Here is a 24,797-nt window from a genome sequence, read left to right on the forward strand (position 1 = left end):
GCCGGCGCCGTCGCCAGCAGCGGATCAGCGCGCAGCGCGGCGAGCAGCTTGCGGCCGTCGGCGCGGCGGTGGAACAGGCCGTCGGGCACGGCGACGAAGGTCACCGCCGCCACCAGCCGCGTCTGCAGGCTGACCGGCACGCCGCGCACCTGCACCGCGCCGTGTTCGGGCCTGAGCATGGCCAGCGCCGCATCGAGCTGGTCCAGCCCCTGCTCGGTGAATTTCAGCTTGTTCCACGGCATCCACGCCGCCTTGCCCTGCATGGCCAGCGCGCTGCCGAGATAGGCCGCCTGCAGCGGCTGGCGTTGCGGATCGGCCGGGAGGGCGCGCAACGCGGCCACGGCGGCATCGACGCGCTTTTCATCGGCCCGCGCGGCGTCGAACTCGCGCAACGCGCCATCGAAGCCGGCATCGGCAGCCGGAGCGGCGTAAGCGGCCTGGATGAAGGGATGCGCCGTCGGTGGCTGGCCAAGCACCGCGCCGAGGGCGAGCAGCTTGACGGCGGCCAGCGCCAGCCAATGGCGGCGGATGGGAAACTTCTTCATGGCATGACTCCTCGGGGGTTGAAGGTGAGGCCATGCTAGAAAGCGCCGCCGCCGCCGTCACCGGGCGTGCGACGAATGGCGGAAAGCGGGGGGCGAATTGCCGGGCGGGGGGATGGGTGGCGGCGTCGATTCGCCGTATCTCCAGCGCCGACTCTTGGCAAAGGCCATTTCCCAACCGCGTCGAGGGTACTTCCCTCAGCTACTCACTCGGGCGGGCGGCTGAAGCCGGCAAGCCCCATGCGCCGGGCATCGCGCAGCCACATCCGGATGGCGACGCCGGTCACCACCGATTCCGCATCGCGGTTGCGGTAGGGCGTCGGCAGGCAGGTATCGGTCGGGGCGGGTAGCGCCTGGCCATCCAATGCGCCGGACTGCAGGACCTTGCCCGAGGCCCAGCGCCGCTCGACGCTCACGAAATCGCGCGGGATGCGGACCGGAAACGCGAAGCCGTCCGGCGTCCAGGACGGGGCCATCGCCGCCGCCGGGGTCGCTGCCTCCGCGGGGGCCGATGTCCAGGCGGAACGCTGCAGGCTGCCTGCCGCATCGCGCCAGTGCATGCGCCAGCGCGGGGCGGGATCGGCGGTGAGGCGGAAAACATGGAAGTCCTCGCCGTCCCGGCAGAGGATGCTGCCGGTGCTGTCGCCCGTCTGCAGGTACTGGCCGCCCAGCTCCCATTCGATGCGCTCGACCTTGATGCCGGGCGGCGCCTGCCAGTGCTCGGTGAGCACCTCGCCGATCTCGGGCAGGAGCAAGCGCCGGCGGTCCGCGATGCGGTGGGCAAGCGGCGCTTCGGCTGCCAGGCTGCGCTGCATTTGCTGCGCACCCAGGTCCAGTTGATGCACCCAGGGCGAGGCCATGCTGGCCAGCAGTGCGGGGAGTATCACCATCAGCAGGCCGCTGACGGCTATCGAGGCCGCTTCGCCGGCGCTCAGGGCGGGCGTCGCCATGCGGCCGGCGAGCCAGTGCAAGCCAAAATAGACGAGCGGACCCAGCGAGAACATCAGCAGGTAGAACGCGGCCAGCGCTTCCGGGCCATTGACGGCGCGCGCGGGCAGCCACACTGCCGCCGCAGCGACCAGGCCGATCGGCAGGCTGGCCAGCCGCAGCCCTAGCCAGGCCACGGCCTTGCCGCGCGCGGCAAAGCGGCGGCGCTCGGCGCGCAGGGCCAGGACAACGAGCAGCACGGCCACCAGGGACAGCACGCTCCAGGTGAGGTACGTTACCGACATCTCGACTCCTTCATCGCATTGATCACGGCGCTAGCGGGAATCTACCGGAACTGGACGCGCAAGAGTCGGCGCCGGCGACACGGCGATGCGCATGTCGGGCGAGCGCGTGCGTCGCTACCAGTGGCTGGCCCTGCTGCCGGCCGCCGGAGTCGAAGTTTCTCCCGAATGCCGCCCTGGATATCCTATCCATCTCGCGATTCCACGCATCGCATTCGAGAAAGCCTCTTGGCCCGAAGCGAACCCAATGGAGCAATCCATTGTCCCTGTGCTTAAGATGGGGTTTAATGCTAGCCTTCTAGCATGCATAGCAAGTATCGATTTACTGGATTCCTTTGTTCCCGCGAAGGTGGGGTTGGTTAAATCGATGCACGAGATTCTGTCTTCACTTGGGTGGCGAATTGATCAGCGCCCACTTGACTGAAAATGAACAGGGAGAAAATGATGACCACGATCCCGTTCGAACCGATTGGCAATGTCCTCAAAACTCTGGCACCGATCGAGGCACGCGAAGCCTGCATGCCGGAGCCTGATGCGCTCGTTGTCAAGCCTGACTTTGCGACAGCGCATTCCCGTGCGTGACGAAAATCGGGCTCTCGCATGAAAGCGCCGCTTCCCGCCAACGAGTCCGGGCGCCTTGCCGCCCTGCGTGGCTATGACATCCTCGACTCTTTGCCCGAGCAGGCCTTCGACGATCTGACCCTGCTTGCCGCTCATATCTGCCAGACCCCCATCGCGCTCGTCTCGCTCGTTGACGAGAACCGCCAGTGGTTCAAGTCCAGGGTTGGCGTCGACGCCACCGAGACGCCCCGGGACATCGCCTTTTGCGCCCATGCCATTTCGCAGCAGCACGAGGTTTTCGAGATCGACGACGCGCTGCTCGATCCGCGTTTTGCAGACAACCCCCTGGTCACCGGCGAACCTAAAATCCGTTTCTACGCCGGCGCGCCGTTGATCGCTCCCGACAACCACGCCCTGGGTACCTTGTGCGTGATTGATCGCACCCCGCGCCAGATGAGCGCCGACCAGCTGGCCGCATTGCAGGCCTTGGGTCGCCAGGTTGTCACCCAGCTCGAGCTGCGCCGCTCTGCCCGGCAACACAGACGTGAGGAAGATCTCTTCCGCCTCGTTGTCGAGGCCGCTCCCAACGGCTTCGTCATGGTGAACGCCGACGGACTGATCACGCTGGCGAACGCGCAGATGGAAAAACTGTTCGGTTACACGCGGGAGGAACTGGTCGGACAGGCGATCGAAAAACTGGTGCCCGAACGCTACCGAAGCCGGCATCCCGCGCCTCGATCCGGCTTTTTCACGGCACCGAAAGCGCGTGCCATGGGTGCCGGCCGCGACCTCTTCGGCCTGCATAAAAATGGTCGCGAATTGCCTATCGAGATTGGCCTGAACCCCGTCAACGCCCCAGACGGCAAGTTCGTGCTCGCTTCGGTCATTGATATCACCGAACGCAAGCGGGCCGAGGTCAATCTGGCCCGCTTGGCCGACATAGTCACCTGCTCCGAGGACGCCATCATGAGCAAGACGCTCGATGGCGTCGTCACCAGCTGGAATGCATCCGCCCAGAGGCTGTTTGGCTACTCGGCGCAGGAAATGATCGGCATGCCGATGGCGAAGCTCATTCCGTCGGACCGCCTCCATGAGGAGCCCGCCATCCTGGCGCGAATCGGTGCCGGCGAACGCATCGACCATTTCGAGACAGTCAGGGTCACAAGGGACGGGGCATCGGTCGAAATCTCGGCGACCATCTCGCCAATAAGAGACACAGCGGGACATATCGTCGGCGCCTCCGCGATCCTGCGCGACATCACCCAGCTCAAGCAGTCCGAACTGGCATTGCAGGAAGCCAAGGAAGCCGCGGAAAAGGCCAACCAGGCCAAGTCCGATTTCCTGTCCAACATGAGCCACGAATTGCGCACGCCGATGAATGCCATCCTCGGCTTTGCGCAATTGCTGGAAGACAACCCGGAGGAACCGCTGAGCGAGGAGCAGGCGGAGTGTGTCCGCCAGATACTCAAGGGCGGCAATCATCTTCTCGAACTGATCAACGAAGTTCTGGACATGGCCAGAATCGAGGCCGGCAAGGTGACGCTCTCCATCGAAACCTTGCATACACGCGATGTGCTTGACGCCTGCCTGGATCTGATCGGCAGCATGGCGGATAAACGCGGCATCCACCTCCAAGACCTGACGGCGGGGTACGAACTGCCCAGCGTGCAGGCCGATTACACGCGCTTCAAGCAGGTGCTGCTCAATCTGCTGTCCAATGCGGTGAAATACAACCGCGAGGGCGGCGAAATCTGGCTGGACTGCCAGCCGGCCGCCGCCGGGAGGCTGCGCTTTTCGGTGCGCGACAGTGGTCCGGGCATCGCGGACGAGAAAAGGGCCGGGGTGTTTATCCCGTTCAACCGGCTCGGCGCGGAAGGCAGCGCCATCGAGGGTACCGGCATCGGCCTGACCATCGCCAAACGCCTGGTGGAACTGATGGAGGGGCAGATCGGCTTCGACAGCAAGGTGGATGTCGGCAGCACCTTCTGGCTGGAGTTGCCGGTGGGGGCCATGGACGCCCATCATGCGGCGATCCATGCCGCCGCACATCACACGGAACCGGTCACCAAGCCCGGGCGGGCGGCCAAGCGACTGCTCTATATCGAGGACAACCCGGCCAACACGAGCCTGATGGAGATGATCGTCAGTCGCATGGCCCACATCGAGCTGATTACGGCGCACAACGCCGAGCTGGGCCTGGAACTGGCGGCGGCGAAAATGCCGGACTTGATCATCATGGACATCAATCTGCCCGGGATGGATGGCTTCGAGGCGCTGGAAGAGCTGCGCCAGAATGAACAAACCAAGGATATTCCGGTGATTGCCTTGAGCGCCAATGCCATGCCCAAAGATGTCGAGCGCGGACTGGTGGCCGGCTTTGCCGTCTATCTCACCAAGCCGATCCGGGTTAACGAGGTGCGCGCAGCGATTGCTGAAATTCTGGACGACGCACGATGAACCATGCCATCGAATCCGGCCCCGCGACACATGTCCTGATCGTCGACGACGTTCAAGCCAATCTCGCCGTGCTGCAGAAACGTTTGCAGCGATCCGGCTTTCAGGTGCACGTCGCCGGCAACGGCAAAGAGGCCCTGGAAACCCTGCGCCGACAAGCCATCGACCTGATCATCAGCGACATCCTGATGCCGGCGATGGACGGCTATGAACTGTGCCGCCAGTGCCAGGAGGACAAGGAACTGTCCCGCATCCCCTTCATCTTCTACACCGCCACCTACACCGGCGAAGAAGATCGCTCCTTCGGACTCAGCCTGGGGGCGGCGCGTTTCATCATCAAGCCCGCCGAACACCGCGTTCTGCTGGGGGAAATCGCCGAAGTGCTGGATGAGTTCCGCGCACACCGGCTGCCTGCGCTCGCGGCAACGCCGCCGCTCACGGAAGGCGCGTACCAGCGCGAACACAATCTCCGGCTGGTGCAAAAGCTGGAGCGCAAGCTGGAGCAGTTACGACAGGAGGTTGCCGAGCGCAAGCGCGCCGAGGAAGAATTGCAGCGACACCGCCATCACCTCGAACAGCTGGTCGCGAAGCGCACCGCCGCGCTGGCCATCGCCAAGGAAGCGGCCGAAGCCGCCAACATAGCCAAAAGCGCCTTCCTGGCCAACATGAGCCACGAAATCCGTACCCCGATGAACGCCATCATCGGCATGGCCAACATCCTGCGCCGCGAAGGTGTTACCAGCAAACAGGCCCAGCGCCTAGATACCATCGACGCTTCCGCCCAACACCTGCTGTCGGTCATCAACGATATCCTCGACCTGTCCAAGATCGAGGCCGGCAAGTTTGCCCTCGAGGAGACGCCGTTGAACCTGTCCGGACTGCTGGGCAACCTGGCCTCCATCCTCGCCGAACCCATCAAGGCCAAGGGCCTGCGCCTACAGTTCAAGGCCGTACCTTTCCCGCCCAACCTGGTGGGCGATGCCACGCGCCTGCAGCAAGCCATGCTCAACTACGTCACCAACGCCGTCAAATTCACCGAGCGCGGCGACGTGATCCTGCATCTTGGCCTGGTGGAGGAAACCGCCGATTCGGTGCTGCTGCGTTTCGCCGTCGAGGATAGCGGCGTCGGTATCGCGCCCGAGGCGCTTTCCCGGCTGTTCTGTGCCTTCGAGCAGGCCGACAACTCGACCACGCGCAAGTATGGCGGCACGGGGCTGGGCTTGGCCATTACCCGGCGCCTGGCTGAACTGATGGGCGGCGAAGCCGGGGTGGAGAGCACGCCAGGCGTCGGTAGCACCTTCTGGTTTACGGCCAGGCTGAAGAAGGGCAACGAGGCCACGGTCATGGCGGCGGCGCCCGCCGATATCCAGGCCGAGGCGGCGCTGCGACAAAACCATGCCGGAAAACGCGTTCTGGTGGTTGATGACGAGCCGATGAACAGGGAGATTGCCCAGGAACTGCTGGAATCCGTCGGCCTTGTCGTCGACACGGCGGAGGATGGCGCGGAAGCCGTCACCCTGGCCCGGAAGACCATCTATTCCACCATCTTCATGGACATGCAAATGCCGAAGGTCAATGGACTCGAGGCCACGCGGGAGATTCGCCAGCTCGCCGGTTATCGGATAACACCGATCATCGCCATGACCGCCAACGTCTTTACCGAGGACAAGGCACGGTGCGTCGCGGCCGGGATGGATGACTTCCTGACCAAACCCTTCAAAACCGACGAGTTGTTTACGACCTTGTTGCACTCATTGAGTCGGCTTGACACTTAGCAGCGATCCAGCGGTAGCCGGATTGACCGAAAAGCGGGTGAATCGGGAACGTGGCGAATGGTAGGAGACCGGCTGCAAACGGCCGATACGCGGATCTCCTCCATCCGGACTGAAAAGTCGGCGCCGACGACACGGCGGCGAGGCTGCCTCAGGCCGAAACGAATGGCCCGGGTCCTCTTTCAGAGCGCCCGCGTGGCAGCGTACCAGCTGGCTTCCATGTCCTCGGTGGCAACCGCGACCACGTCGCCGTCGAGCACGCCCTTGGTGACAAAGCCGTCGAGGATCCCGGAGATTTCCTCGGCGGGCTGGGCACCGCGGTAGGGGCGCTCCTGGGCCAGGGCCTGGAAGACATCCGCCACGGCGACGATGCGCGCTTCCATGCACAGGCGACCACCCTTGTGGCGGAAGGGATAGCCATGGCCGTTCAGCGCCTCGTGGTGGAAGGCCGCCCATTCGGCGATGGCCTCCAGCCCGGGAACATGGCGCAGGATCTGCCAGGTCTCGAAGCTGTGGCGCTCCATTACCGAGAACTCGACCGGGGTGAGGCGGGCAGGCTTTTCGACGATTTCGTCGGGCACACAGAGTTTGCCCACGTCATGCATCAGACCGGCGATCTCGACCTGGGCCCGGGCGCCTTCGGCCAAACCCATGCGCTGCGCCAGATGCCCCGCCAGCTGGGCGACGCCGAGCGAATGCGATGCCGTGAAATGGCTCTTGGCGTCGACGATGCTCGATACCAACCGGGCGACGTGGCGGAAGTTCGGGAAATCGATGGTGACCCGCCAGGCACTGAGCGGCAACTCGTCCAGCCAGGCCTTTACATGGCGCGGCACCAGCGCGATCCAGAAGGCCTCGCTGGCGGCGGCGCCGAGGAAGGCGGCCACCAGCTCCGGCGCCAGTTCGCGCCCCGCCAGTGCCTGGATTTCGTCGCGGATGCACTCCCGGTGCACCAGCGGGTTGCCCAGGCCTTCGCGCAGCAGCAGGCTATCCACCCGGTCGGCGAGCAGGATCAGGTTGCTGTCGATCGCATCGGCCTCGTCGAGGCCGGACGGCAGTTCCACCCAGGGCGTGTGGTGATGGCGGACCGCCTCGGCCACCAGCGAGAGGTGGGCGAAAGGCTGCAACAGCTCGCGCCCCCGTTCGCAATGGACCTGCGTGTCGTCCGCGTCCATTTCATGCACCAGCCGCCGGTGCGCCGCAGTTGAAGATACGCCGACGTCATGAAGCAATCCGGCGCAGACCAGGTTGTCCAGCCGCGATTCGGGCAGGCCGAGCAGGAGCCCGGTCGCGCGCGCGATCATCGCGACGCGCTTGCCGTGCTGGCAGTCATCCACCCCGACCAGGTCGAGGGCGTCGGACAACGCGTATACGGCGCTTCTGAGGTCAATTTGCAGGGGCATCGATCAATCGCTCGGCAATGCTCGCGAAGAGCATACCACCGCCGCGTTCATGCGCTGCGCGGGCCGGGGGCCGGCCAACGGCTCAGGCGCTCGCCCAGTGGGCGGTGGCGATGCCCTCGCCGAGGTCGGCCTCGACCAGGCGTCGCCGCACCGCGAGCAGCTTCTCGATCAGCGCCGGCTCGGCCTGCCCGTAGGCTTCGGCATCCGGCACTCGCTTGACGACGACGCCGAGCAGTTCGGTGATGGCATTGCCGATCGAATTCTGGCTGATGGTGACGATCAGCTCGCCCGCGTCGTTGCGGTAGAGCAGCTGCTTGAAGGCCGGCTGCCAGCGGATGGCATTCGCATAGCGGGCGTCGGTGATGCAGCGGTCGCGCACCATTTTGGCCGCCTTGAGGAAGTCATTGTTGAACTGCAGCCTGTCCTCGACCAGGGCCGGGAAGGAGATGTCGCCCGGCAGCGGCGCATTGCGCGTCGACACTTGCGAGAAGAAGCAGCGGTAAAAGTCGATGAAGCCCTTGAGCAGCACGTCGTACTCGCGCCAGAAGCGGACTTCCTTCAACGCGGCGGCGCCGCCCCTGACCTTCCAGCTCGGCAGGCCCTGCGGGTAGCCGGTCAGGGCCAGCCGGCAGTCGGCGTCGGCGCAGGGTTCGAGGATCGCGAATTCCAGGCCGGCAAAGAAGTTGCGATACACCTCGCGCATGTGGGCCTGGAACAGCGAGTGCTGGCCGCCGTCGGTCAGGTTCGGGTTGTCCGGGTCGGCCAGCGGCGCAGCGCGCAGTGCGGCCTGGTCGAAGGCGATGAAATGGTTGTGCAGCATGCGGATGCTGGGCACGCCGGGCGAGGTCAAGGGCCAGGTGGCGTCGAGGCTGGCTTCGCCGGCCAGCAGCAGGTGCCGCTCCGGGTCCGGATAGAGTTCCAGCATGAAGGAGAAGATGATCCCGTTCATGCGGTTCCACACCTGGCGCACGACATCCGGCAGCTGGGTGCGCCGCACCGGTCGCCCGAGCGGGTCGAGGATGCGCTGCGAGGTGTTGTAGATGATCGAGGCGTCGAACTCGTTGCTGTGGCCCAGCGCCTTGCGGTAGAGCAGCAGGCCTTCCGGGTTCAGCAGCAGGCCGTTGTTGTGCACCAGGTCGGCCAGGTTCTCGGCGCTATTGAAGAACTCGTTGGGCTTCATTCCCTGCGGAACATCCAGGGGAATGGGGCGGTAGGGCGTGAGGATCTCCCGCGGGCCGGATGGCGTCAACTTGGTCATTCAGGCAAGATGCCCCTGTCGCGCGCGGTGTCGCTGGAGCTGTGCCGGCAACACCGTCGCGCCAGGCTCAGGCCGGCTGGGCTGCCAGTCGGTCGAGAATGGCGTCGCGCACCGACTCCACCTTGCCGATCCCGGCCACCCGGATGTAGCGCCCGGCGGCGGGTTCGCGGCTGAACCAGCCGGAATAGAAATCGATCAGCGGCCGGGTCTGGTCGTGATACACGCGCAGGCGCTGGCGGACGACTTCTTCCTTGTCGTCGTCGCGCTGCACCAGCGGTTCGCCGGTGACGTCGTCGTGGTCGGCGACCTTCGGCGGATTGAACACCTGGTGGTAGGTGCGTCCCGAAGCAAGATGCACCCGGCGGCCCGACATGCGGCGGATGATTTCCTCGTCATCAACCGCGATTTCGACCACGGCATCGATGCGCACGCCCGCCGTCTTCATGGCTTCCGCCTGTGGAATCGTGCGCGGAAAGCCGTCGAACAGGTAGCCGTTGCGGCAATCGTCGTCCTGCAGGCGGGCTTTCACCATGCCGATGATGATCTCATCGGGAACCAGGCCGCCCGCGTCCATCACCACCTTGGCCTGGCGACCGAGTTCCGTGCCCTGCTTGACGTGCGCGCGCAGCATGTCGCCGGTGGATATCTGCGGAATGCCGAATTGTTCCTTGATGAAACCTGCCTGTGTTCCCTTGCCGGCCCCCGGGCCGCCCAGCAATATGACTCTCATTGCCTGCCTCCTATTGTTTGATTCGTGCGGCCGGCTTGTCTTGCGCGGCTCTGGCGCCCACTCTGTCGCAGGCATAGCGGCGTCACTCTAGTCAACTCGGAAGGCAAGCGAAAATCAGGATTTCTTACCGTTTCGATAAGCAAATGGTCTCGGCGACAGTGCGAAATCGAAACGGCCCGGTTGTCCTCGCAGCCGCGTGCGACAATCCCGCATGCCCGCCGCCCTGCCCCTGCGCCACTTCCTGCTCGCGCTTGCGGTGGTGGCCGTCTGGGGCATCAATTTCGTGGTCATCAAGTTCGCGCTGGGGGCCTTGCCGCCGCTATTGATGGCGACTCTGCGCTTCGGCCTGGTGCTGCTGCCCGGCCTGTTCTTCTGCGCGCGCCCGGCGGTGCCGCTGGGCAATCTGGCGCTCTATGGCTTCCTGATCGGCTTCGGCCAGTTCGGCCTGCTCTACGTGGCGATGAACGGCCACATCTCGCCGGGCCTGGCCTCTCTGGTGATCCAGTTGCAGGTGTTCTTCACCATCGCCCTGGCGATGCGCATGTCGGGCGAGCGCGTGCGTCGCTACCAGTGGCTGGCCCTGCTGCTGGCCGCCGGCGGCATAGTCGTGATCGTGCTGCATACCGACGGCAGCACCACGCCGCTGGGCCTGCTCCTGGTGCTGCTGGCAGCGTTGGCCTGGGCCGGCGGCAACATCGCGGCGAAACAGGGCGCGCCTGCCAACATGCTGGCCTATGTGGTGTGGTCCAGCGCCTTCGCCGTGCCGCCGCTGGTCGCGCTGTCGCTCGCGGTCGAGGGTTGGGACGCGATAGCGGCGGCACTGGCCACGGCCGATGGCGCGGCTTGGGCGGCGGTGGTCTGGCAGGCCTGGGGCAATTCGCTGTTCGGCTACGCGGCCTGGGGCTGGCTGCTGGCGCGCCACCCCGCGGCGACCATCACGCCGATGGCGATGCTGGTGCCGGTGTTCGGCATGGGCGCCTCCGCCCTGTGGCTGGACGAAGCGCTGCCGCCCTGGAAGCTCGCCGCCGCCGCGCTGGTGCTGGCGGGCCTGGCGATCAACCTGCTGTGGCCGCGGCTGCGCGCGGCGCTGGCGGCAAGGGGTTGAGCGAGGGGATAAGGCGCGCGGCCGGTCTTCGACAGCCGGCGCCCCACAGGGACTTCCTTCGGTCGCCGGCGATACGGCAGGGATGGCAGCCGCCACCCCTGCCCCACCCGCCGATTACGGCACGTACACCCACTTGCCGTCCTTGATCTGGACCATGACGCGGGCGCGGTTGTCGAGGCCGATGTGGTCGCTCTTCGACATGCTGTAGACGCCGTTCGAACCGTGGACGTCCTTCGCGCCTTCGATCGCGTCGCGCAGCGCCTTGCGGAATTCCGCGCTGCCGGGCTTGGCCGACTTCAGCGCAACCGGAATCGCCTTGTCGAGGATCTGCACCGCGTCCCACAGATACACGGCGAACGGCGAGCGCGCGCCGGCGCCGGGCAGCGCTTCGTATTTCGCGACGAACTCGAGGCCCTGCTTTTTCGACGGATGGTCCGCCGGCAATTGATCCGCAACCAGCACCGGGCCGGATGGCAGCAGCGTGCCTTCGACGTTCTTGCCGCCCAGGCGCAGGAAGTCGTTGTTGGCGACGCCGTGCGTCTGGTACACCTTGCCCTTGAAGCCGCGCTCGGCGAGCGCCGCCTGGGGCAGCACGGCCGGCGTGCCGAAGGAGGCGATGAACACCGTGTCTGGATTGTTCGCCAGCAGCTTGAGGATCTGGCCGGTGACGCTGGTGTCGGTGCGAGCGTAGCGTTCGTTGCCGACGATGGCGATGTTGGCGCCCTCGGCGAGCTTGCTGAAGGCTCGCCACCAGCCCTCGCCGTAGGCGTCATTGACGCCGATGAAGCCGACCCGCTTGCTGCCGTTCTTGGCCATGTGCTCGACGATCAGCGCCACCATCATGGCGTCGCTCTGCGGCGTCTTGAAGGCCCACGTTCGCTTGGCGTCGATCGGATCGACGATGGCCGCGCCGGCGGCGAGGCTGATCATCGGCGTACCGGATTCGGCGATGACGTCGAGCACGGCCAGCGAACTGGTGGTGAGCGACGGGCCGACGAGGACGTCGATGGCGTTTTCGGTGGTGAGCTTTTTCGCGTTCTTGGCGGCGGTGGTGGTGTCGGATGCGTCGTCGAGTTCGATGTAGCGCACTTTTTCACCACCCAGCGTGGTCGGCAGGACCGGCATCAGGCGCTGCTGCGGCATGCCCACCGAGGCGCCGGGACCGGTCGCCGAATAGATCACGCCGATCTTGATTTCCGCCTGCGCGGACGCGGCGAACAGGATGGAACCGGCGAACCCGGCCAACAGTTTCCGAATCTTCATGCGTTTCTCCTCTTGATGTGATGCGCTGACGTGGTGTTCGATGCGGCGGCAGGCCGACCATGCGAGCCGTGGTTCCGCAGCTCACGGCGGCCGACGGTATAACAAACCGGTCGGTCGGTCAACTTATTTGAATTGCGCAGTACCGCGACTATCAATGCCACGCCACGCACAAACACGCGAATAAAGGCAGGCGTTGCCGGCCAGACCCAACGCCGTGCCACCAGCGCCGACTATTCGCAATCCGCTCGATCGGCTTTTATTCGCAGCCGGGGCCCTGTGTTAGCATTCCGGCGCTGCGCAGGGGCTGCGCATTTCGGCGATTGGGAAGACATGGCGCGAACAAGATCGCAGGGCTACGATTCGGTCAAGCAGGCCATCATCGACAACGCGGCCAAGCTGTTCGCCACCAAGGGTTTCCCCAGCACGTCGATCAACGAGATCGCCGAGTCGGCCGGGCTTTCCAAGGCCGGGGTCTATCACTACTTCGATTCGAAGAGTGAAATTCTGCGCGCGATGCTCACCGAGCACCTGGAAACGGTGACCGAGATCGTCGATACCGCGCTCAACACCTCCGAGCCGCCGCGCGCCAAGTTCCTCGCCTTCACCCGCATGCTGGTCGAAAGCTACACGCGCGCCGCCTCGCGCAACCAGCATGTGGTGCTGATGAGCGACATCGACGCGTTGCAGCCGAAGGACCGCGAGTTCGTCGTCGCCACCGAACGGCGCATCATCCGGGCCATCGAGCGCCTGCTGGAGAGCATCCACCCGCCGCTGAAGGACCACCCCGATTTCAGCCGGCCCCTGACCATGCTCTTCTTCGGCATGATCAACTGGACCGACAACTGGTATTCGGAGAAGGGCCGGCTGGCCCCGGTCGAACTGGCTACTCTGGCGGCCGAGCTGTTCCTCAACGGGCTCGAACACACCGACTATTCCGGCATCCAGAAGCCGGCCTGATTTAGCGCGGCGACGACGAGCGCCGCAGAAGCCTGTTGCGTCGTTCCCGCAAAAGCGGGAACCCAGTGACTCTCGCCGATAGAACCTCCGGATTTCCCCTTTGCGGCAATGCCGGGGCCAGGGTCGGCACTGCCGTACCGTTCCAACCACCCTCTTCCCCCACCCCAAGCTGCCGTGCCACGCCGCCAATAATTAGTTGACCGACCGGTCGGCCGTGTGTATTATTTTCGGCAAACAGGGCGGCGCGGCTGGATGGCGCCACAGCGGACAACCAAAAACCCCGGGCCGAGGAGGAAGCAATGGACAAGGCAATCCAGTTCGAACATCCCGAGATCGAAAAGCTCGACCGGGACGGCATCGTCGCCATCCAGAAAACCAAGCTCAAGGCCCTCGGCGCGCGCCTGCAGAGTTCCCCCGAGTGGGTGCAGCATTTCAGGAAGGCCGGCATGACGCCGCGCGACCTGGGTGATTTCGACAGCCTGCACCACGCCCCGACGCTGGAAAAATCCAACCTGCGCGCGCTTTACCCATTCCCGATGCTGACGGTCGACATGTCGCAGGTGCGGCGCTTCGTCGCCACCTCCGGCACCACCGGCCTGCCGGTGATGTTCGGCCTCACCGACAAGGACCTCAAGCAGCTGATCCCCTACCAGATGTGCCGCGTGCTGCGCGCTGCCGGCATGACTCCGGCCGACCGCGTCTACCAGGGCTACGGCTACGGCCTGTGGATCGGCGGCCTGGCCATGGACATCGGCCTCGCCGCCTTCGGCGCCACCAACTTCCCGCTCGGCCCCGGCCGCGGCGACCTGGTCACGACCTGGCTTTCCGACCACGGCTATACCGCCTGCAGCCTCTCGCCGCTGTGGCTGATGACCCTGGTGACCATGGCCAAGGCGCAGGGCATCGACCCGCGCAAGGCGTGGAAGCTGCGGGTCGGCGTCTTCGGCGGCCAGTCGATTTCCGCCGCCTTCCGCGACCAGCTCGAAGCCGAAATGCCGCCGGGATTCATGGCGCAGAACATCTACGGCACCACCGAAGCGGGCGGCCCGCTGGTCAGCATCTCCTGCCCCTACTCGCACGACGTGGACGAGATGCACCTGATCAATGAGGACACCATCATCACCGAAGTGGTCGACCCGGCGACGTTGAAGCCGGTGGCGCCGGGCGAAATCGGCGAAATCGTGATCACCACGCTGGACCGCGACGCCAGCCCGGTAGTGCGCTGGCGCACCCGCGACCTGGTGCGCCTGTCGGCCGACGCCTACTCTTGCCCCTGCGGGCGCCACGGCATGCCCAAGATCGGCCGCATCATCGGCCGCAGCGACGACATGATCAAGGTGCGCGGCGTGATGGTGTTCCCCACCCAGGTGGAAGACATCATCGCCGCCACCGAAGGCGCGGTGAAGGAAGCCTGGCACATCTACATCGACCAGGACGACGAGGCGATGGAACAACTCACCGTCGCCGTCGAGCGCAGCAAGGCCAGCACCATGCCCAGGGAGGACATACAGTACCGCATCGGCCACGCGATCCACTCGCGCCTGGGCATCCGCGTCACCGTCGAATGCCACGACGAAGGCTTCCTGCCGCGCTACGAAGCCAAGGCGGTGCGCGTGCACCGGCGTGGCAAAGCCAAGGCCTGACGTCCTGTCGAGCAGGTACCAATGCCGCGCACTTGATCGTTCGTGGTGATCGTGAGCCAGTCGAACGGTCGAACCACCTGACCCGCAACGAGGGTCCTTCGACAGGCTCAGGGCGAACGTGGCGACGGCGCGTCCAGTTTCAGGCGAACATGCGCGCCAGCAGCTCGTCGGCCACCGCGTAGGGATCGCCGCGGCGCGCCAGCACCGGCTCGATCAGCGGATCGAGCAAGGGGCTGGCTTCCGACTTCAGGCGCCGGTCGAGCTGATGGCGCAGGATCTCCGAGACCCGATGCCTGACCCGCTCCGCCATCCGCGCGCGCGCCAACTCGGGATGGGCGGCGAACGTGGCGAAGCACCTGTCGATCTGCGCGGCGAGGTCCTCGACCCCCGCCCCGCTCGCTGCCCGGGTGCGAACCACGGGCGGATGCCAGGACCGGTTGCCATGCAGGCGCTGGCTCAGGGAGAGCATGTCCTCGAGGTAGCGCGCGGTGCGCTCGGCGTCCGGGTGGTCGCTCTTGTTCACCACGAAGATGTCGCCGATTTCGGTGATGCCGGCCTTGGCGGCCTGGATGTCGTCGCCGCCCATCGGCGTCTGCAGCAGCACCACGACCGCCGCGTGGCGCATGACGTCGGTCTCATTCTGGCCGACGCCGACCGTCTCCACCAGCACCACGTCCCAAGGCATGGCTTCGAGCACGGTGAGCGCGTCGCCGGCCGCCCTGGCCAGGCCGCCCAGTTGTCCGCGCGAGGCCATGCTGCGGATGAAGACGCCGGGATCGCCGCTGTGGTCGCCCATGCGCAGGCGATCGCCGAGCACCGCGCCCCCGGTGAAGGGACTCGACGGATCGATCGCCAGCACCGCCACGCTACGGCCCTGTCTGCGCCAGTGGCCCACCATGCGATTGATCAGCGTGCTCTTGCCGGCGCCGGGCGGACCGGTGACGCCGATCACGCGGCCGTGGCCGCCGTGCAGGAACAGCGCGCGCAGGATGGGCGTGACGCCGTCATCGCCGCGCTCGATGCGGCTGATGAGCCGGGTGCCGGCGCGTATCTGGCCGGCGGTCACCGCCGCGACGGTGGCGGCCAGGTCGGAATCGGGTTCGGTGGTCATGATGGTCGCAGGCCTCGAAGGTTCGACAAGGGCCGGGCTTAGCACCCGGTGCGAAAAGTATATCGCTTATTGCCGTCCATACGGTCGCTTTTTAGAATGGATTTTCGTCATTGTGTCCCAGGCACTTGCGGGGACGCGTCGCCACGCCATCAAGGCGTCATTGCGGCGAAAGCTGAAATGGCTTTGTGACTAGCCACTCGGCGCCTAATCTGGTCGTCGCCGGGGCAAACCATCCGTAGCCGGATCAGCACGACCACAGCGCCCGCACAAATCAGTTGACCGACCGATCGGCTGGTTTTATACTCGCCTCACTGAGCGTTTCGTTCCCCTGCCGCATCCGCCGCAAGCGCTGGCCCTGACCCCAACCGGAGAGCACCCATGAAGCGTGAAACCGACTACGGCTACCAGATCAAGAGCGTCTATTCTCCCGAGGACATCGAAGGCTTCGACTACGACAAGGATCTCGGCAACCCGGGCAGCTTTCCCTACACCCGCGGCTACCACGCCGAGGGTTACCGCACGCGGATGTGGACCCAGCGCATGACGGCCGGCCTCGGCAGTTCCGTGCAGGCCAACGGCGTGCTCAAGAAATACCGCGAGATGGGCCAGCGCGGCGGCATGTGCGTGATCAGCGACCGCGTCTTTTCCGACTGCATCGATCCGGACCACCCCAATGCCAGGCGCGAGGCCGGCGTGCTGGGCTGGCCCGGCTGCTCGCTGCTGGAGTTCGAGGAACTGATGGACGGCATCCCCCTTACCGGCCAGTCGATCACCCTGCTCGGCTCCTCGGCGCCGACGGTACTGCGCCTGGCCTATGTCGTTGCACTGGCCCGCAAGCGCGGCATCGACCCGAGCGAAGTGCATGGCAGCGTGATGGAATCGCCGTTCGAGAACTACTTCGGCCAGACCGACGTGCAGCCTTTCGACCTCAACCTCAAGCTCTGGCTCGACGCCTCGGAATACGTGGTGCGCAACAAGATCCGCATGCGCTCCAGCGTGATCAGCCAGCACTTCCAGGAATCCGGCGGCAACAACGCGCAGGCCATCGCGGTGGTGCTGTCGATGTACAAGGAGCTCTGCGGCAAACTGGTCAACGAGCGCGGGCTCGACTTCGACGACGCGGCGATGGTGCCCTACGAACTGGTAAGCATCGGCAGCCGTTTCTTCGAGGAGATCGCCAAGGTGCGCGCCATGCGGCGCATGTGGGCGCGCATGGCGAAAGACCACTTCAAGGCGAAGAAGGAAAAGTCCTGCCAGATGCTGATCGCGGTGCATACCTCGGGCCGCACCATGACCTACCAGCAGCCGCTCAACAACATCGCGCGCTGCGCGATCCAGACCCTGGCCGGCGCCATCGTCGGCTGCACCGCGCTGGACAACGCGACCATGGACAACGCCTACGCCGAGCCTTCCGCGCTGGCCGCGCGCATGTCGCTCAATACCCAGCACATCGTCGCGGTCGAGACCGGCGTCACCGACGTGGTCGATCCGCTGGCCGGCTCCTATTTCGTCGAGGCGCTGACCAACCAGGTCGAGGCCGAGGCCTACCGCATCCTCAAGGAGATCGACGACCTGGGCGGCATGATCGCCGCCGTCGAAAAGGGCTACATCCAGACCATGCTGCGCGAGGAGGCGGCCAAGAAGTTCCGCGAAGTGGATACCAGGGAACGCTTGGTGGTGGGCGTGAACCACCTCGTCATCGCGCCCGAGGAGGACTTCGAAATTCCGATCCAGGAAGTGCACGAAGGCGATTCCGAGGCGATCGCCACACGCATGGAAACCTGGAAGAAAACGCGCGACATGCCGCTGGTCACCGCACGGCTGCGCCAGCTTCATGCCGACGCCGGCAAGGGCGACCGCTTCAACCTGATGCCGGCCATCGTGGAGGCTGTCGAGGCCTACGCCACGGCCGGCGAGGTGATCGGCGTGATCCGCATGGCGCGCGGCCTCAGCTACGATCCCTTCAAGGTCATCGACTGCCCCTACGATTTCCAACTGGAAGCCGCGTGACGCGGCGCGACGAACAAAACATCAGAAGAGGAAACACATCATGGCAAAGGGCAACGGACTCAAGGTCATCGTCTCGATGATCGGACTCGACGGACACACCACCGGCGGCGAAGTCGTCTCCATGCTGTTGCGCGACGCCGGCTTCGAGGTGGTCTACCTGGGCGTGAACCAGACCCCGCAGACCATTGTCGACGCGGCGATCCAGGAAGACGTGGACGCGATCGGCATCAGTTCCCACGCCGCCAACTATTCGCTGATCGAGGAACTGATGGACCTGGTGCGCGCCAACGACCTCGACGACGTCATCGTCGTCTGCGGCGGCAACATCCCCAGGAAGCAGATCGAGCAACTCACCGCCAGGGGCGTGGCGAAAGTATTCACACCCGGCTCGGCGAGCAGCGACATCGTCGACTACCTGGCGAACAACACCCGCCGCTCGAACGCCGCCGCACTCCCCGCCTGACGCGGCGCGAGGCGCCGGACGGATCTCCTCCCGGACGCATTCCCGTCTGGAGTTGAGCGCGCCCCCGGGCGCGCTTTTTTTTTGCGAACGAAGAAACCCGTCGAGGGGCTTCAAACCCTCCGGGCACGAACGGACAAGCGGAAAGTCGGCGCCGGCGATACGGCGCCGATGGACCGCTCAGTCGATCAGGCGGCCAGCTTGGCAGCGGGACGCGCCTGGCGCCTGGCCACGAACTTCGTCACCACCTTCTTCGCGACCGGCTTGCGCACCGGACGCTTGGCGGCGGGCCGGCGCACGCGGGTCAGCTCGACCACCTGTGCCGAAACGCGGTGCACGCCCTTGCCGAGCAGATCGACGCCAAATTGCGCGGGTGCGGCCAGCCCGACTTTGTCCAGCACCGGCATCACGCGCGCTTCCAGCACCTGCTCGACCGCCTCCCACGCCGCGACCGATTTGTCATTGGCGGCGGCCACCGTGGTCCGCAGCAGCTTCAGGTTCTGCCCGGCCAGGTTGCCGGCCGTCGCGCCCAGCACGCCCCATACCTTCTTGCCCTGGTCGCGGGCGACGTAGAGCACGTTCAGGTTGGCCGAAAGCACATTGACGGCGGCTTCCCGCATCGCGACCACGACCTGATTGGCGGCAAGATCCTTCGGGAGCAGCTTTTTGGTCTTCAGCATGATTGTTCCTTTCATCATTCACGGGCCGGCCAGTGGGCCTGCCATCCAGCGATCGGACTCTAGCGGGCTTGCCTAGAGCGGACACCCTAAAACCCTGGGTGACGCCCTCTAGATTCGTGCCCGGCCCCGGGGCCGGGCAATCATCGGCGCGGGTAAAATCCTTGGCAAGGCATGCCGGTCGCAGAGCCGGCACAACCCCTCCGGCAATACCCCAACCTACAGGAAACCAACCATGGCGATCATTGCATTTCTCGGCACCGGCCTGCTCGGCGCGGCCTTCGCGGAAGCGGCGGCGCAGCGTGGCGACCGCGTCACGGTATGGAACCGCTCGGCGAGCAAGGCGCAGGCACTGGCGCAATTCGGCATCACGATCGCCGCGACCCCGGCGGAAGCGGTGCGCGGCGCATCGCGCGTGCATCTGGTGCTGAAGGACGATCCGGTGGTGGATGACATCATCGCCGCGGCGCGCGCGGGATTGTCCGCCGGCGCGGTGATCGTCGACCACAGCACGACCTTGCCGACACTGACCGCCGCACGCGCGGCAAAGCTGGCGGCAGCTGGCGTGAACTACCTGCATTGCCCCGTGTTCATGACGCCGCTGATGGCGCGCAACGCCAGGGGATCGATGCTCGCCGCCGGGCCGGCCGCGCTGTTCGAGGCGGTCAAGGCGGACCTCGCGGCGATGACGGGACGCCTCGAATACCAGGGCGAACGCAGCGACCTCGCGGCGGCCAAAAAGCTCTTCGGCAACGCACTGATCCTAAGCCTGTCGGCGGCGATGGCGGACGTGTTGACGCTGGCCCAAGCCTGCGACGTGCCGGGACAGGACGCGATCGGGATGATGGAACTGCTCGACCTCAACATGATGGTGGCGACGCGCGGTGCGAACATGGCGCGCGGGGATTTTCCGCCGAGCTTCGAACTGGCGATGGCGCGCAAGGACGTCAGCCTGATGCTGGAGACGGCCGGCGCCCGCCCGCTGGCCCTGCTGCATGGCATCGCGGCACGGATGGACCAGTTGCTGACGGCCGGCCACGGCGCCGACGACGTCAGCGTCCTGGCGATCGACGCCGTGCAGCGCTGAACCCGGGAGCCGCCATGGTCCTGCTCGAATTTTCCATGTCGCCCTTCGGCAAGGGCGAAAGCCTGAGTCCTTACGTGGCCCGTTCGCTGGACATCATCGACCAGAGCGGCCTGCCTTACCAGCTGACGCCGATGGGCACCATCATCGAGGGCGAATGGGCCGAGGTGATGGCGGTGGTGGCAGCCTGCTTCGAGGCGATGAGCGCCGATTGCGAACGCATCAGCACGCAGATCAAGATCGACTACCGCGCCGGCCCCGGCGGGCGGATCAAGGCCAAGGTGGCCGCCGTCGAGGACCGCCTCGGACGCAAGCTGAGCACCTGAACCACGCCGCAATCCGCGCCCCATGCCCGCCTTCATCGATCCCACGCCGCCCGGCCAGTGCCTGTTCTGCCGCCTCGTTGCCGGCGAAATTCCCGCCACCCGGGTGTATGAGGACGAGCTGACGCTGGCCTTCATGGACCTCGGCCAGGTCAATCCCGGCCATGTGCTGGTGGCGGTCAAGCGCCACGCCGCCACCCTGCTCGACCTGACCACCGACGAAGCCGCCGCCTCGATGCGCACCGCGCAGAAGATCGCGCGGGCGGCGAAGGATGCCTTCGACCCGCCCGGCATCACGCTGCTGCAGGCCAACGGCAAGGAGGGCGAGCAGACCGTGTTCCACTTCCACCTGCATGTCGTGCCGCGCCATGCCGGCGACGGCATCACGTTTTCCTGGCCGCGCAAGGACCCGCCGCGCGAAACCCTGGAGGCCTGCGCGGCGCTCCTGCGCGCGGCGCTCGCGGGCTGAGCGACATGTCCTTCATTCGCCTCGGCGACATCGATTTCTGCTACAACACCGAGGGCAGCGGACCGCGCCTGCTGAAGATCTGGGGCACCGGCGGCGACCTGCGGCGGCTGCCGACGGAGTTCGACCGGCGCCTGGCCGACCGCTTTACCGTGCTGGCCTTCGACCAGCGCGGCATGGGCCGCAGCGGCAAGCCCGCACGCGACTACACCATGGCCGACTACGCCGACGATGCCGCCGGCCTGATGGATGCGCTGGGTTGGGACAGCGCTGCGGTACTGGGCTATTCCTTCGGCGGCATGGTGGCGCAGGAACTCGCGCTGCGACATACGCTGCGCGTGACGCGCCTGGTGCTGATGTCCACCAGCGCCGGCGGCGCCGGCGGCTCGTCCCACCCGATGCACGAACTGGCGGCGCTGGACGATGCCACGCGCGTGCGCCGCTTCCTCGAACTGGCCGACACCCGGCGTACGCCGCAATGGCAGGCCGAACACCCGGCGCTGTGGCAGGGCATGGTCGATGACGGCCTGGCCGCGCTGCATCTGGCCGACGAAGACCCCGCCGCACGCGAGGGCGCCCGGCGCCAGATGGAAGCGCGGCGGCACCACGACACCTGGCAGCGGCTTCCCGCGCTGGCGCTGCCGGTCAGTGTGTTCGCCGGCCGCCACGACGCGATCGCCGCGCCCGAGGTGCAGCGCCGGATGGCACAGCGCATCGCCGGAGCGGCCCATCGCGAATTCGAGGGCGGCCACCTGTTCTTCGTGCAGGACCCGGCCGCGACGCCGGCGATCGTCGAGGCGCTTGGTGGCTGACGCAATTCAAGAGTCGGCGTCCCAAAGGGACTTCCTGCGGTCGCCGGCGGCACGGCAATGCGGCCCCTCCCGACAACCGACCGGAGCATTCCCATGAAACTCCTGGACCAGATTCCGCTTGTCGTGCTGATAGCCGCGACCGTATTCATGCTCGGCGCGCCCTTCGTGCCCGAGCCGCACCTGGTGGAAAAGCTGCGCATGCTCGGCGAAGGCCGTCTGACGCGGCCGCTGGACATCTTCGACGTGTTCTGGCACCTGCTGCCGGCGCTGCTGCTCGCGCTCAAGCTGGTCCGCGCCAAAGGCAAGCCGCCGGCGTGACGGCCTATGCCGCGCCGGGCTTCGCCTGAGCGGTCGCCGCCAGCGTTTCGTCGAGCAGTTCGATCCAGTGCCGCACCGGCAGCGGCGAGGCTTCGGCAAGGTGGGTCAGGCAGCCGATATTGGCGGTGACGATCATCTTGGGCCGCGTCGACAGCAGCGTGTCGAGCTTGGCGGCGCGCAGCGCTCCCGAAATTTCCGGCTGCAGGATGGCGTAGCTGCCGGCCGAACCGCAGCACATGAAGGGATAGGCGACCGGAGTCGGCGTGTAGCCGGCGTGCTTGAGCAGGCGTTCCACCACGCCCTTGAGCTTCTGCGCGTGCTGCAGGCTGCACGGCGACTGGTAGGCGACGCGCCGGTCGGGCGAGCGCGGCTGCGGCGGAATGGCCGGCAGGCGCCCGGCGGCGAGCTCATCGCTGATGATCTCGGCGATGTCTCTCGTCAGTTCCGAAAAGCGCCGCGCCTTGTCGCGGTACCCCGGATCGTCCGCCAGCAACGCGCCATAGTCGCGCACGTGGGCTCCGCAGCCGCTGGCTGTCATGACGATGGCTTCGGCGCCGGCCTCGATCTGCGGCCAGCAGGCGTCGATGTTGCGACGCATGAAGTCGCGCGCCTCGCCGGTTTCGGCCATGTGGTAGCTCAGCGCGCCGCAGCAGCCGGCCTTGGCCGCCACCAGCCGGATGCCGCAGCGATCGAGCACGCGCGCCGCGGCGGCGTTGATGTCCGGCGCGATGGCCGGCTGCACGCAGCCCTGCCAGACCAGCATGGTGCGCGCGTGGCCGGCGGCGGGCCAGGGCCCGGCCACGCGCTTTTGCGGCACCTTGGCGCGCACATCGGCAGGCAGCACGCCGCGCAGCGCCTGGCCGACGCGCAGCAGCGCCGTGAAGCGGGACCGGTAGGGCACCACGGCACGCAGCGCGCGGCGCAGCAGGCGCTCCTTGGTGCCGCGCTTCGCCACCGGCTCGATCTGCTCCCGCGTGATGTCCAGCAGGCGGCCGAAGCGCACGCCCTCGGGACACATCGCCTCGCACGAGCGGCAGGTCAGGCAGCGGTCGAGGTGCAGTTGCAGGTCGGCGCCGCTGGGTTCGCCCTCGAATAACTGGCGGATCAGGCTGATGCGCCCGCGCGGGCTGTCCCAGTCGTCGTTGAGGATGCGGAAAGTCGGGCAGTTGACGGTGCATTGGCCGCACTGGACGCAGGCGCCGAGGATGGCGGCGGCCTCCTCGCCGTGGGCGGTACCGCGATATTTTTCGGCAAGCGCGATGGGCATTTCAGGACTCCGGTTCAATCTGCCCGCGACCGGCAAAATGGTTCGCGGGATTCATCATTCGATGGGCGCGCCGCAAAGGTCGGCGCCCGCGGCACGGCGGTTCACGCGTCACGCGGCATCCAGCGCCTGCTTGACGTCGGCCAGCAGGTCTTCGAGATCCTCCAGGCCGGCCGAAATGCGCACCAGGCCTTCGCCGATCAGGTGCTCTTTGCGCTCTTCCGGCGTGTAGAAGGAATGCGTCATGCTCGCCGGATGCTGGGCCAGGCTCTCGGCGTCGCCGAGGCTGACGGCGCGGGTGATCAATTGCAGCGCATTCATGAAGCGCCGTCCGGTCTCGATGCCTTCCTTGAGCTCGAAGGCCAGCATGCCGCCGGGCAGTTTCATCTGGCGCCTGGCCAGTTCGCGCTGCGGAAAGGATTCCAGCCCCGGGTAATGGCAGACCTCGACCTTGGGATGGCGCGCGAGGAACTCGGCGATGCCCTGTGCGTTCTCGCTGTGACGGTGCATGCGCAACGAAAGGGTCTTGATCCCGCGCAGGATGAGGAAGGCGTCCTGCGAGGAGAGTACAGCGCCGGTCATGTCCTTGAGGCCATGGAAGCGCACCTGCAGCAGCGGCTCTTTCGGCCCGACGATGGCGCCGGCGATCAGGTCGCCGTGGCCGCCGAGATACTTGGTCGCCGAGTGCAGCACGTAGTCGGCGCCGAGTTCGATCGGGCGCTGCAGGTAGGGCGTGCAATAAGTGTTGTCCACCACGGTCAGCGCGCCATGGCGGCGGGCGATGGCGGAAACCGCGGGGATGTCGATGAGGCGCATGTTGGGGTTGGCCGGCGACTCGAAGAACACGATCTTCGTCTGCGGGCCGATCGCCGCTTCGAGATTGCGCGGGTCGGTCAGGTCGAGGTGGGTGATCCTGACGCCGAACTTGGCCAGGCCGTGGTTGAGGAAGCCAAAGGTGCAGCCGTAGAGCGTCTTGTCGGCGATGATCTCGTCGCCGGGCGCGAGCAGCGTCCATAGCAAGGAGGTGGTGGCGCCCTGTCCCGAGCCGGTGACCACGGCGGCCTCGCCGCCTTCGAGGTCGGCGATGCGCTGTTCGAGCAGGTGCGTGGTCGGGTTGCCGACGCGGGAATAAACGTAGCCAGCCTGCTCGCCGGCGAAGCGAGCCGCGCCGTCCTCGACCGTGGGGAATGTGTAGGTCGAACTCAGATAGACCGGCGGATTCAGCGAGCCGTGGCCGGCATAGGGGTCGTAGGAATGGTGGATGGCGCGCGTCGAAAAGCCCTTGCGGAGCCCGCTGGATTTGGTCATGGCCGGATTTCCCCTGTTGATGGTGGACCGCAGCGGCGGTGCCGCGC

Annotated in this window: 24 protein-coding genes; 14 read left to right on the forward strand and 10 right to left on the reverse strand. The window is 66.2% G+C overall.

Annotated elements, in window-relative coordinates; genetic code table 11:
- Together J0M27_RS17545 and J0M27_RS17550 are read right to left on the reverse strand one after the other, a co-directional pair.
- Positions 1–545 (reverse strand): hypothetical protein (locus J0M27_RS17545; protein WP_294994725.1); only part of this gene is annotated, 545 nt, incomplete at its 3' end.
- Between the two features lie 203 nt (positions 546–748).
- Positions 749–1,774: a hypothetical protein gene (locus J0M27_RS17550; protein WP_294994728.1), complete on the reverse strand. Its 1,026-nt coding sequence runs from the start codon at positions 1,772–1,774 to the stop codon at positions 749–751.
- A 91-nt stretch (positions 1,775–1,865) separates the two neighbouring features.
- On the opposite strand from J0M27_RS17550, the gene J0M27_RS17555 reads away from it, so the two are divergent.
- Genes J0M27_RS17555 through J0M27_RS17570 form a run of 4 tightly spaced genes read left to right on the forward strand, consistent with a single transcriptional unit; the run spans position 1,866 to position 6,561 of the window.
- On the forward strand, positions 1,866–2,195 hold the full coding sequence (locus J0M27_RS17555; RefSeq protein WP_294994731.1) for a hypothetical protein: 330 nt from the start codon (positions 1,866–1,868) through the stop codon (positions 2,193–2,195).
- Positions 2,196–2,215: 20 nt separating this feature from the next.
- The gene (locus tag J0M27_RS17560; protein WP_294994734.1) at positions 2,216–2,353 is read left to right on the forward strand and encodes a hypothetical protein; all 138 of its coding nucleotides are present in this window, start codon (positions 2,216–2,218) and stop codon (positions 2,351–2,353) included.
- Between the two features lie 18 nt (positions 2,354–2,371).
- The gene (locus tag J0M27_RS17565; protein ID WP_294994736.1) at positions 2,372–4,789 is read left to right on the forward strand and encodes a PAS domain S-box protein; all 2,418 of its coding nucleotides are present in this window, start codon (positions 2,372–2,374) and stop codon (positions 4,787–4,789) included.
- Positions 4,786–6,561, forward strand: coding sequence for a response regulator (locus tag J0M27_RS17570; RefSeq protein WP_294994739.1), 1,776 nt, complete (start codon positions 4,786–4,788; stop codon positions 6,559–6,561). The genes J0M27_RS17565 and J0M27_RS17570 overlap by 4 nt, the downstream gene beginning before the upstream one ends.
- Before the next feature lie 179 nt (positions 6,562–6,740).
- Here the strand turns inward: J0M27_RS17570 and J0M27_RS17575 are convergent, their stop codons facing one another.
- The 3 genes from J0M27_RS17575 to adk form a co-directional block, all read right to left on the reverse strand.
- Complete coding sequence (locus J0M27_RS17575; RefSeq protein WP_294994742.1) at positions 6,741–7,961, reverse strand: HD domain-containing phosphohydrolase; 1,221 nt, start codon at positions 7,959–7,961, stop codon at positions 6,741–6,743.
- 82 nt (positions 7,962–8,043) lie between these two features.
- On the reverse strand, positions 8,044–9,219 hold the full coding sequence (locus tag J0M27_RS17580; protein WP_294994744.1) for a hypothetical protein: 1,176 nt from the start codon (positions 9,217–9,219) through the stop codon (positions 8,044–8,046).
- Between the two features lie 67 nt (positions 9,220–9,286).
- The gene (adk, locus tag J0M27_RS17585) at positions 9,287–9,949 is read right to left on the reverse strand and encodes an adenylate kinase (protein WP_294994747.1); all 663 of its coding nucleotides are present in this window, start codon (positions 9,947–9,949) and stop codon (positions 9,287–9,289) included.
- 211 nt (positions 9,950–10,160) lie between these two features.
- Here adk and J0M27_RS17590 point away from each other — a divergent pair, with 211 nt between their 5' ends.
- Positions 10,161–11,054, forward strand: a complete 894-nt coding sequence (locus J0M27_RS17590; RefSeq protein WP_294994750.1) for an EamA family transporter — start codon at positions 10,161–10,163, stop codon at positions 11,052–11,054.
- A gap of 114 nt (positions 11,055–11,168) precedes the next feature.
- On the opposite strand, the gene J0M27_RS17595 is transcribed toward J0M27_RS17590, so the two are convergent.
- A complete protein-coding gene (locus J0M27_RS17595) occupies positions 11,169–12,317 on the reverse strand; it encodes an ABC transporter substrate-binding protein (RefSeq protein WP_294994754.1) in 1,149 nt (382 codons plus the stop codon).
- 330 nt (positions 12,318–12,647) lie between these two features.
- On the opposite strand from J0M27_RS17595, the gene J0M27_RS17600 reads away from it, so the two are divergent.
- Both J0M27_RS17600 and J0M27_RS17605 read left to right on the forward strand, forming a co-directional pair.
- Positions 12,648–13,274 (forward strand): TetR/AcrR family transcriptional regulator, encoded by a 627-nt coding sequence (locus tag J0M27_RS17600; RefSeq protein ID WP_294994757.1) that lies wholly within the window; start codon positions 12,648–12,650, stop codon positions 13,272–13,274.
- Positions 13,275–13,573: 299 nt separating this feature from the next.
- Positions 13,574–14,917 carry an AMP-binding protein gene (locus J0M27_RS17605; RefSeq protein WP_294994760.1) on the forward strand — a complete coding sequence of 448 codons (1,344 nt, stop codon included), beginning with the start codon at positions 13,574–13,576 and terminating at the stop codon, positions 14,915–14,917.
- A 139-nt stretch (positions 14,918–15,056) separates the two neighbouring features.
- On the opposite strand, the gene meaB is transcribed toward J0M27_RS17605, so the two are convergent.
- Positions 15,057–16,028 carry a methylmalonyl Co-A mutase-associated GTPase MeaB gene (gene meaB, locus J0M27_RS17610; RefSeq protein WP_294994763.1) on the reverse strand — a complete coding sequence of 324 codons (972 nt, stop codon included), beginning with the start codon at positions 16,026–16,028 and terminating at the stop codon, positions 15,057–15,059.
- Positions 16,029–16,406: 378 nt separating this feature from the next.
- Between meaB and J0M27_RS17615 the strand changes: the two genes are divergently transcribed.
- Both J0M27_RS17615 and J0M27_RS17620 read left to right on the forward strand, forming a co-directional pair.
- On the forward strand, positions 16,407–18,038 hold the full coding sequence (locus tag J0M27_RS17615; RefSeq protein ID WP_294994765.1) for a methylmalonyl-CoA mutase family protein: 1,632 nt from the start codon (positions 16,407–16,409) through the stop codon (positions 18,036–18,038).
- 40 nt (positions 18,039–18,078) lie between these two features.
- Positions 18,079–18,501 (forward strand): cobalamin-dependent protein, encoded by a 423-nt coding sequence (locus J0M27_RS17620; protein WP_294994768.1) that lies wholly within the window; start codon positions 18,079–18,081, stop codon positions 18,499–18,501.
- 185 nt (positions 18,502–18,686) lie between these two features.
- Here J0M27_RS17620 and J0M27_RS17625 read toward each other — a convergent pair whose 3' ends face one another.
- Positions 18,687–19,178, reverse strand: a complete 492-nt coding sequence (locus tag J0M27_RS17625) for a hypothetical protein (protein ID WP_294994771.1) — start codon at positions 19,176–19,178, stop codon at positions 18,687–18,689.
- A 232-nt stretch (positions 19,179–19,410) separates the two neighbouring features.
- Here J0M27_RS17625 and J0M27_RS17630 point away from each other — a divergent pair, with 232 nt between their 5' ends.
- The 5 genes from J0M27_RS17630 (at position 19,411) to J0M27_RS17650 (ending at position 22,178) form a co-directional block, all read left to right on the forward strand.
- Positions 19,411–20,262: an NAD(P)-binding domain-containing protein gene (locus J0M27_RS17630; RefSeq protein WP_294994774.1), complete on the forward strand. Its 852-nt coding sequence runs from the start codon at positions 19,411–19,413 to the stop codon at positions 20,260–20,262.
- Between the two features lie 14 nt (positions 20,263–20,276).
- The gene (locus J0M27_RS17635; protein WP_294994777.1) at positions 20,277–20,585 is read left to right on the forward strand and encodes an MTH1187 family thiamine-binding protein; all 309 of its coding nucleotides are present in this window, start codon (positions 20,277–20,279) and stop codon (positions 20,583–20,585) included.
- Positions 20,586–20,607: 22 nt separating this feature from the next.
- Positions 20,608–21,051 (forward strand): HIT family protein, encoded by a 444-nt coding sequence (locus J0M27_RS17640; protein WP_294994780.1) that lies wholly within the window; start codon positions 20,608–20,610, stop codon positions 21,049–21,051.
- Between the two features lie 5 nt (positions 21,052–21,056).
- Positions 21,057–21,860 (forward strand): alpha/beta hydrolase, encoded by an 804-nt coding sequence (locus J0M27_RS17645; protein WP_294994783.1) that lies wholly within the window; start codon positions 21,057–21,059, stop codon positions 21,858–21,860.
- Between the two features lie 93 nt (positions 21,861–21,953).
- Positions 21,954–22,178, forward strand: a complete 225-nt coding sequence (locus J0M27_RS17650; protein ID WP_294994786.1) for a hypothetical protein — start codon at positions 21,954–21,956, stop codon at positions 22,176–22,178.
- 4 nt (positions 22,179–22,182) lie between these two features.
- Here the strand turns inward: J0M27_RS17650 and glcF are convergent, their stop codons facing one another.
- Both glcF and J0M27_RS17660 read right to left on the reverse strand, forming a co-directional pair.
- Positions 22,183–23,445: a glycolate oxidase subunit GlcF gene (glcF, locus tag J0M27_RS17655; RefSeq protein WP_294994789.1), complete on the reverse strand. Its 1,263-nt coding sequence runs from the start codon at positions 23,443–23,445 to the stop codon at positions 22,183–22,185.
- 108 nt (positions 23,446–23,553) lie between these two features.
- A complete protein-coding gene (locus J0M27_RS17660; RefSeq protein ID WP_294994792.1) occupies positions 23,554–24,750 on the reverse strand; it encodes a methionine gamma-lyase in 1,197 nt (398 codons plus the stop codon).
- Positions 24,751–24,797 lie beyond the last annotated feature (47 nt).

It is taken from the genome of Sulfuritalea sp., from assembly GCF_017302275.1.
Lineage (GTDB): Bacteria > Pseudomonadota > Gammaproteobacteria > Burkholderiales > Rhodocyclaceae > Sulfuritalea.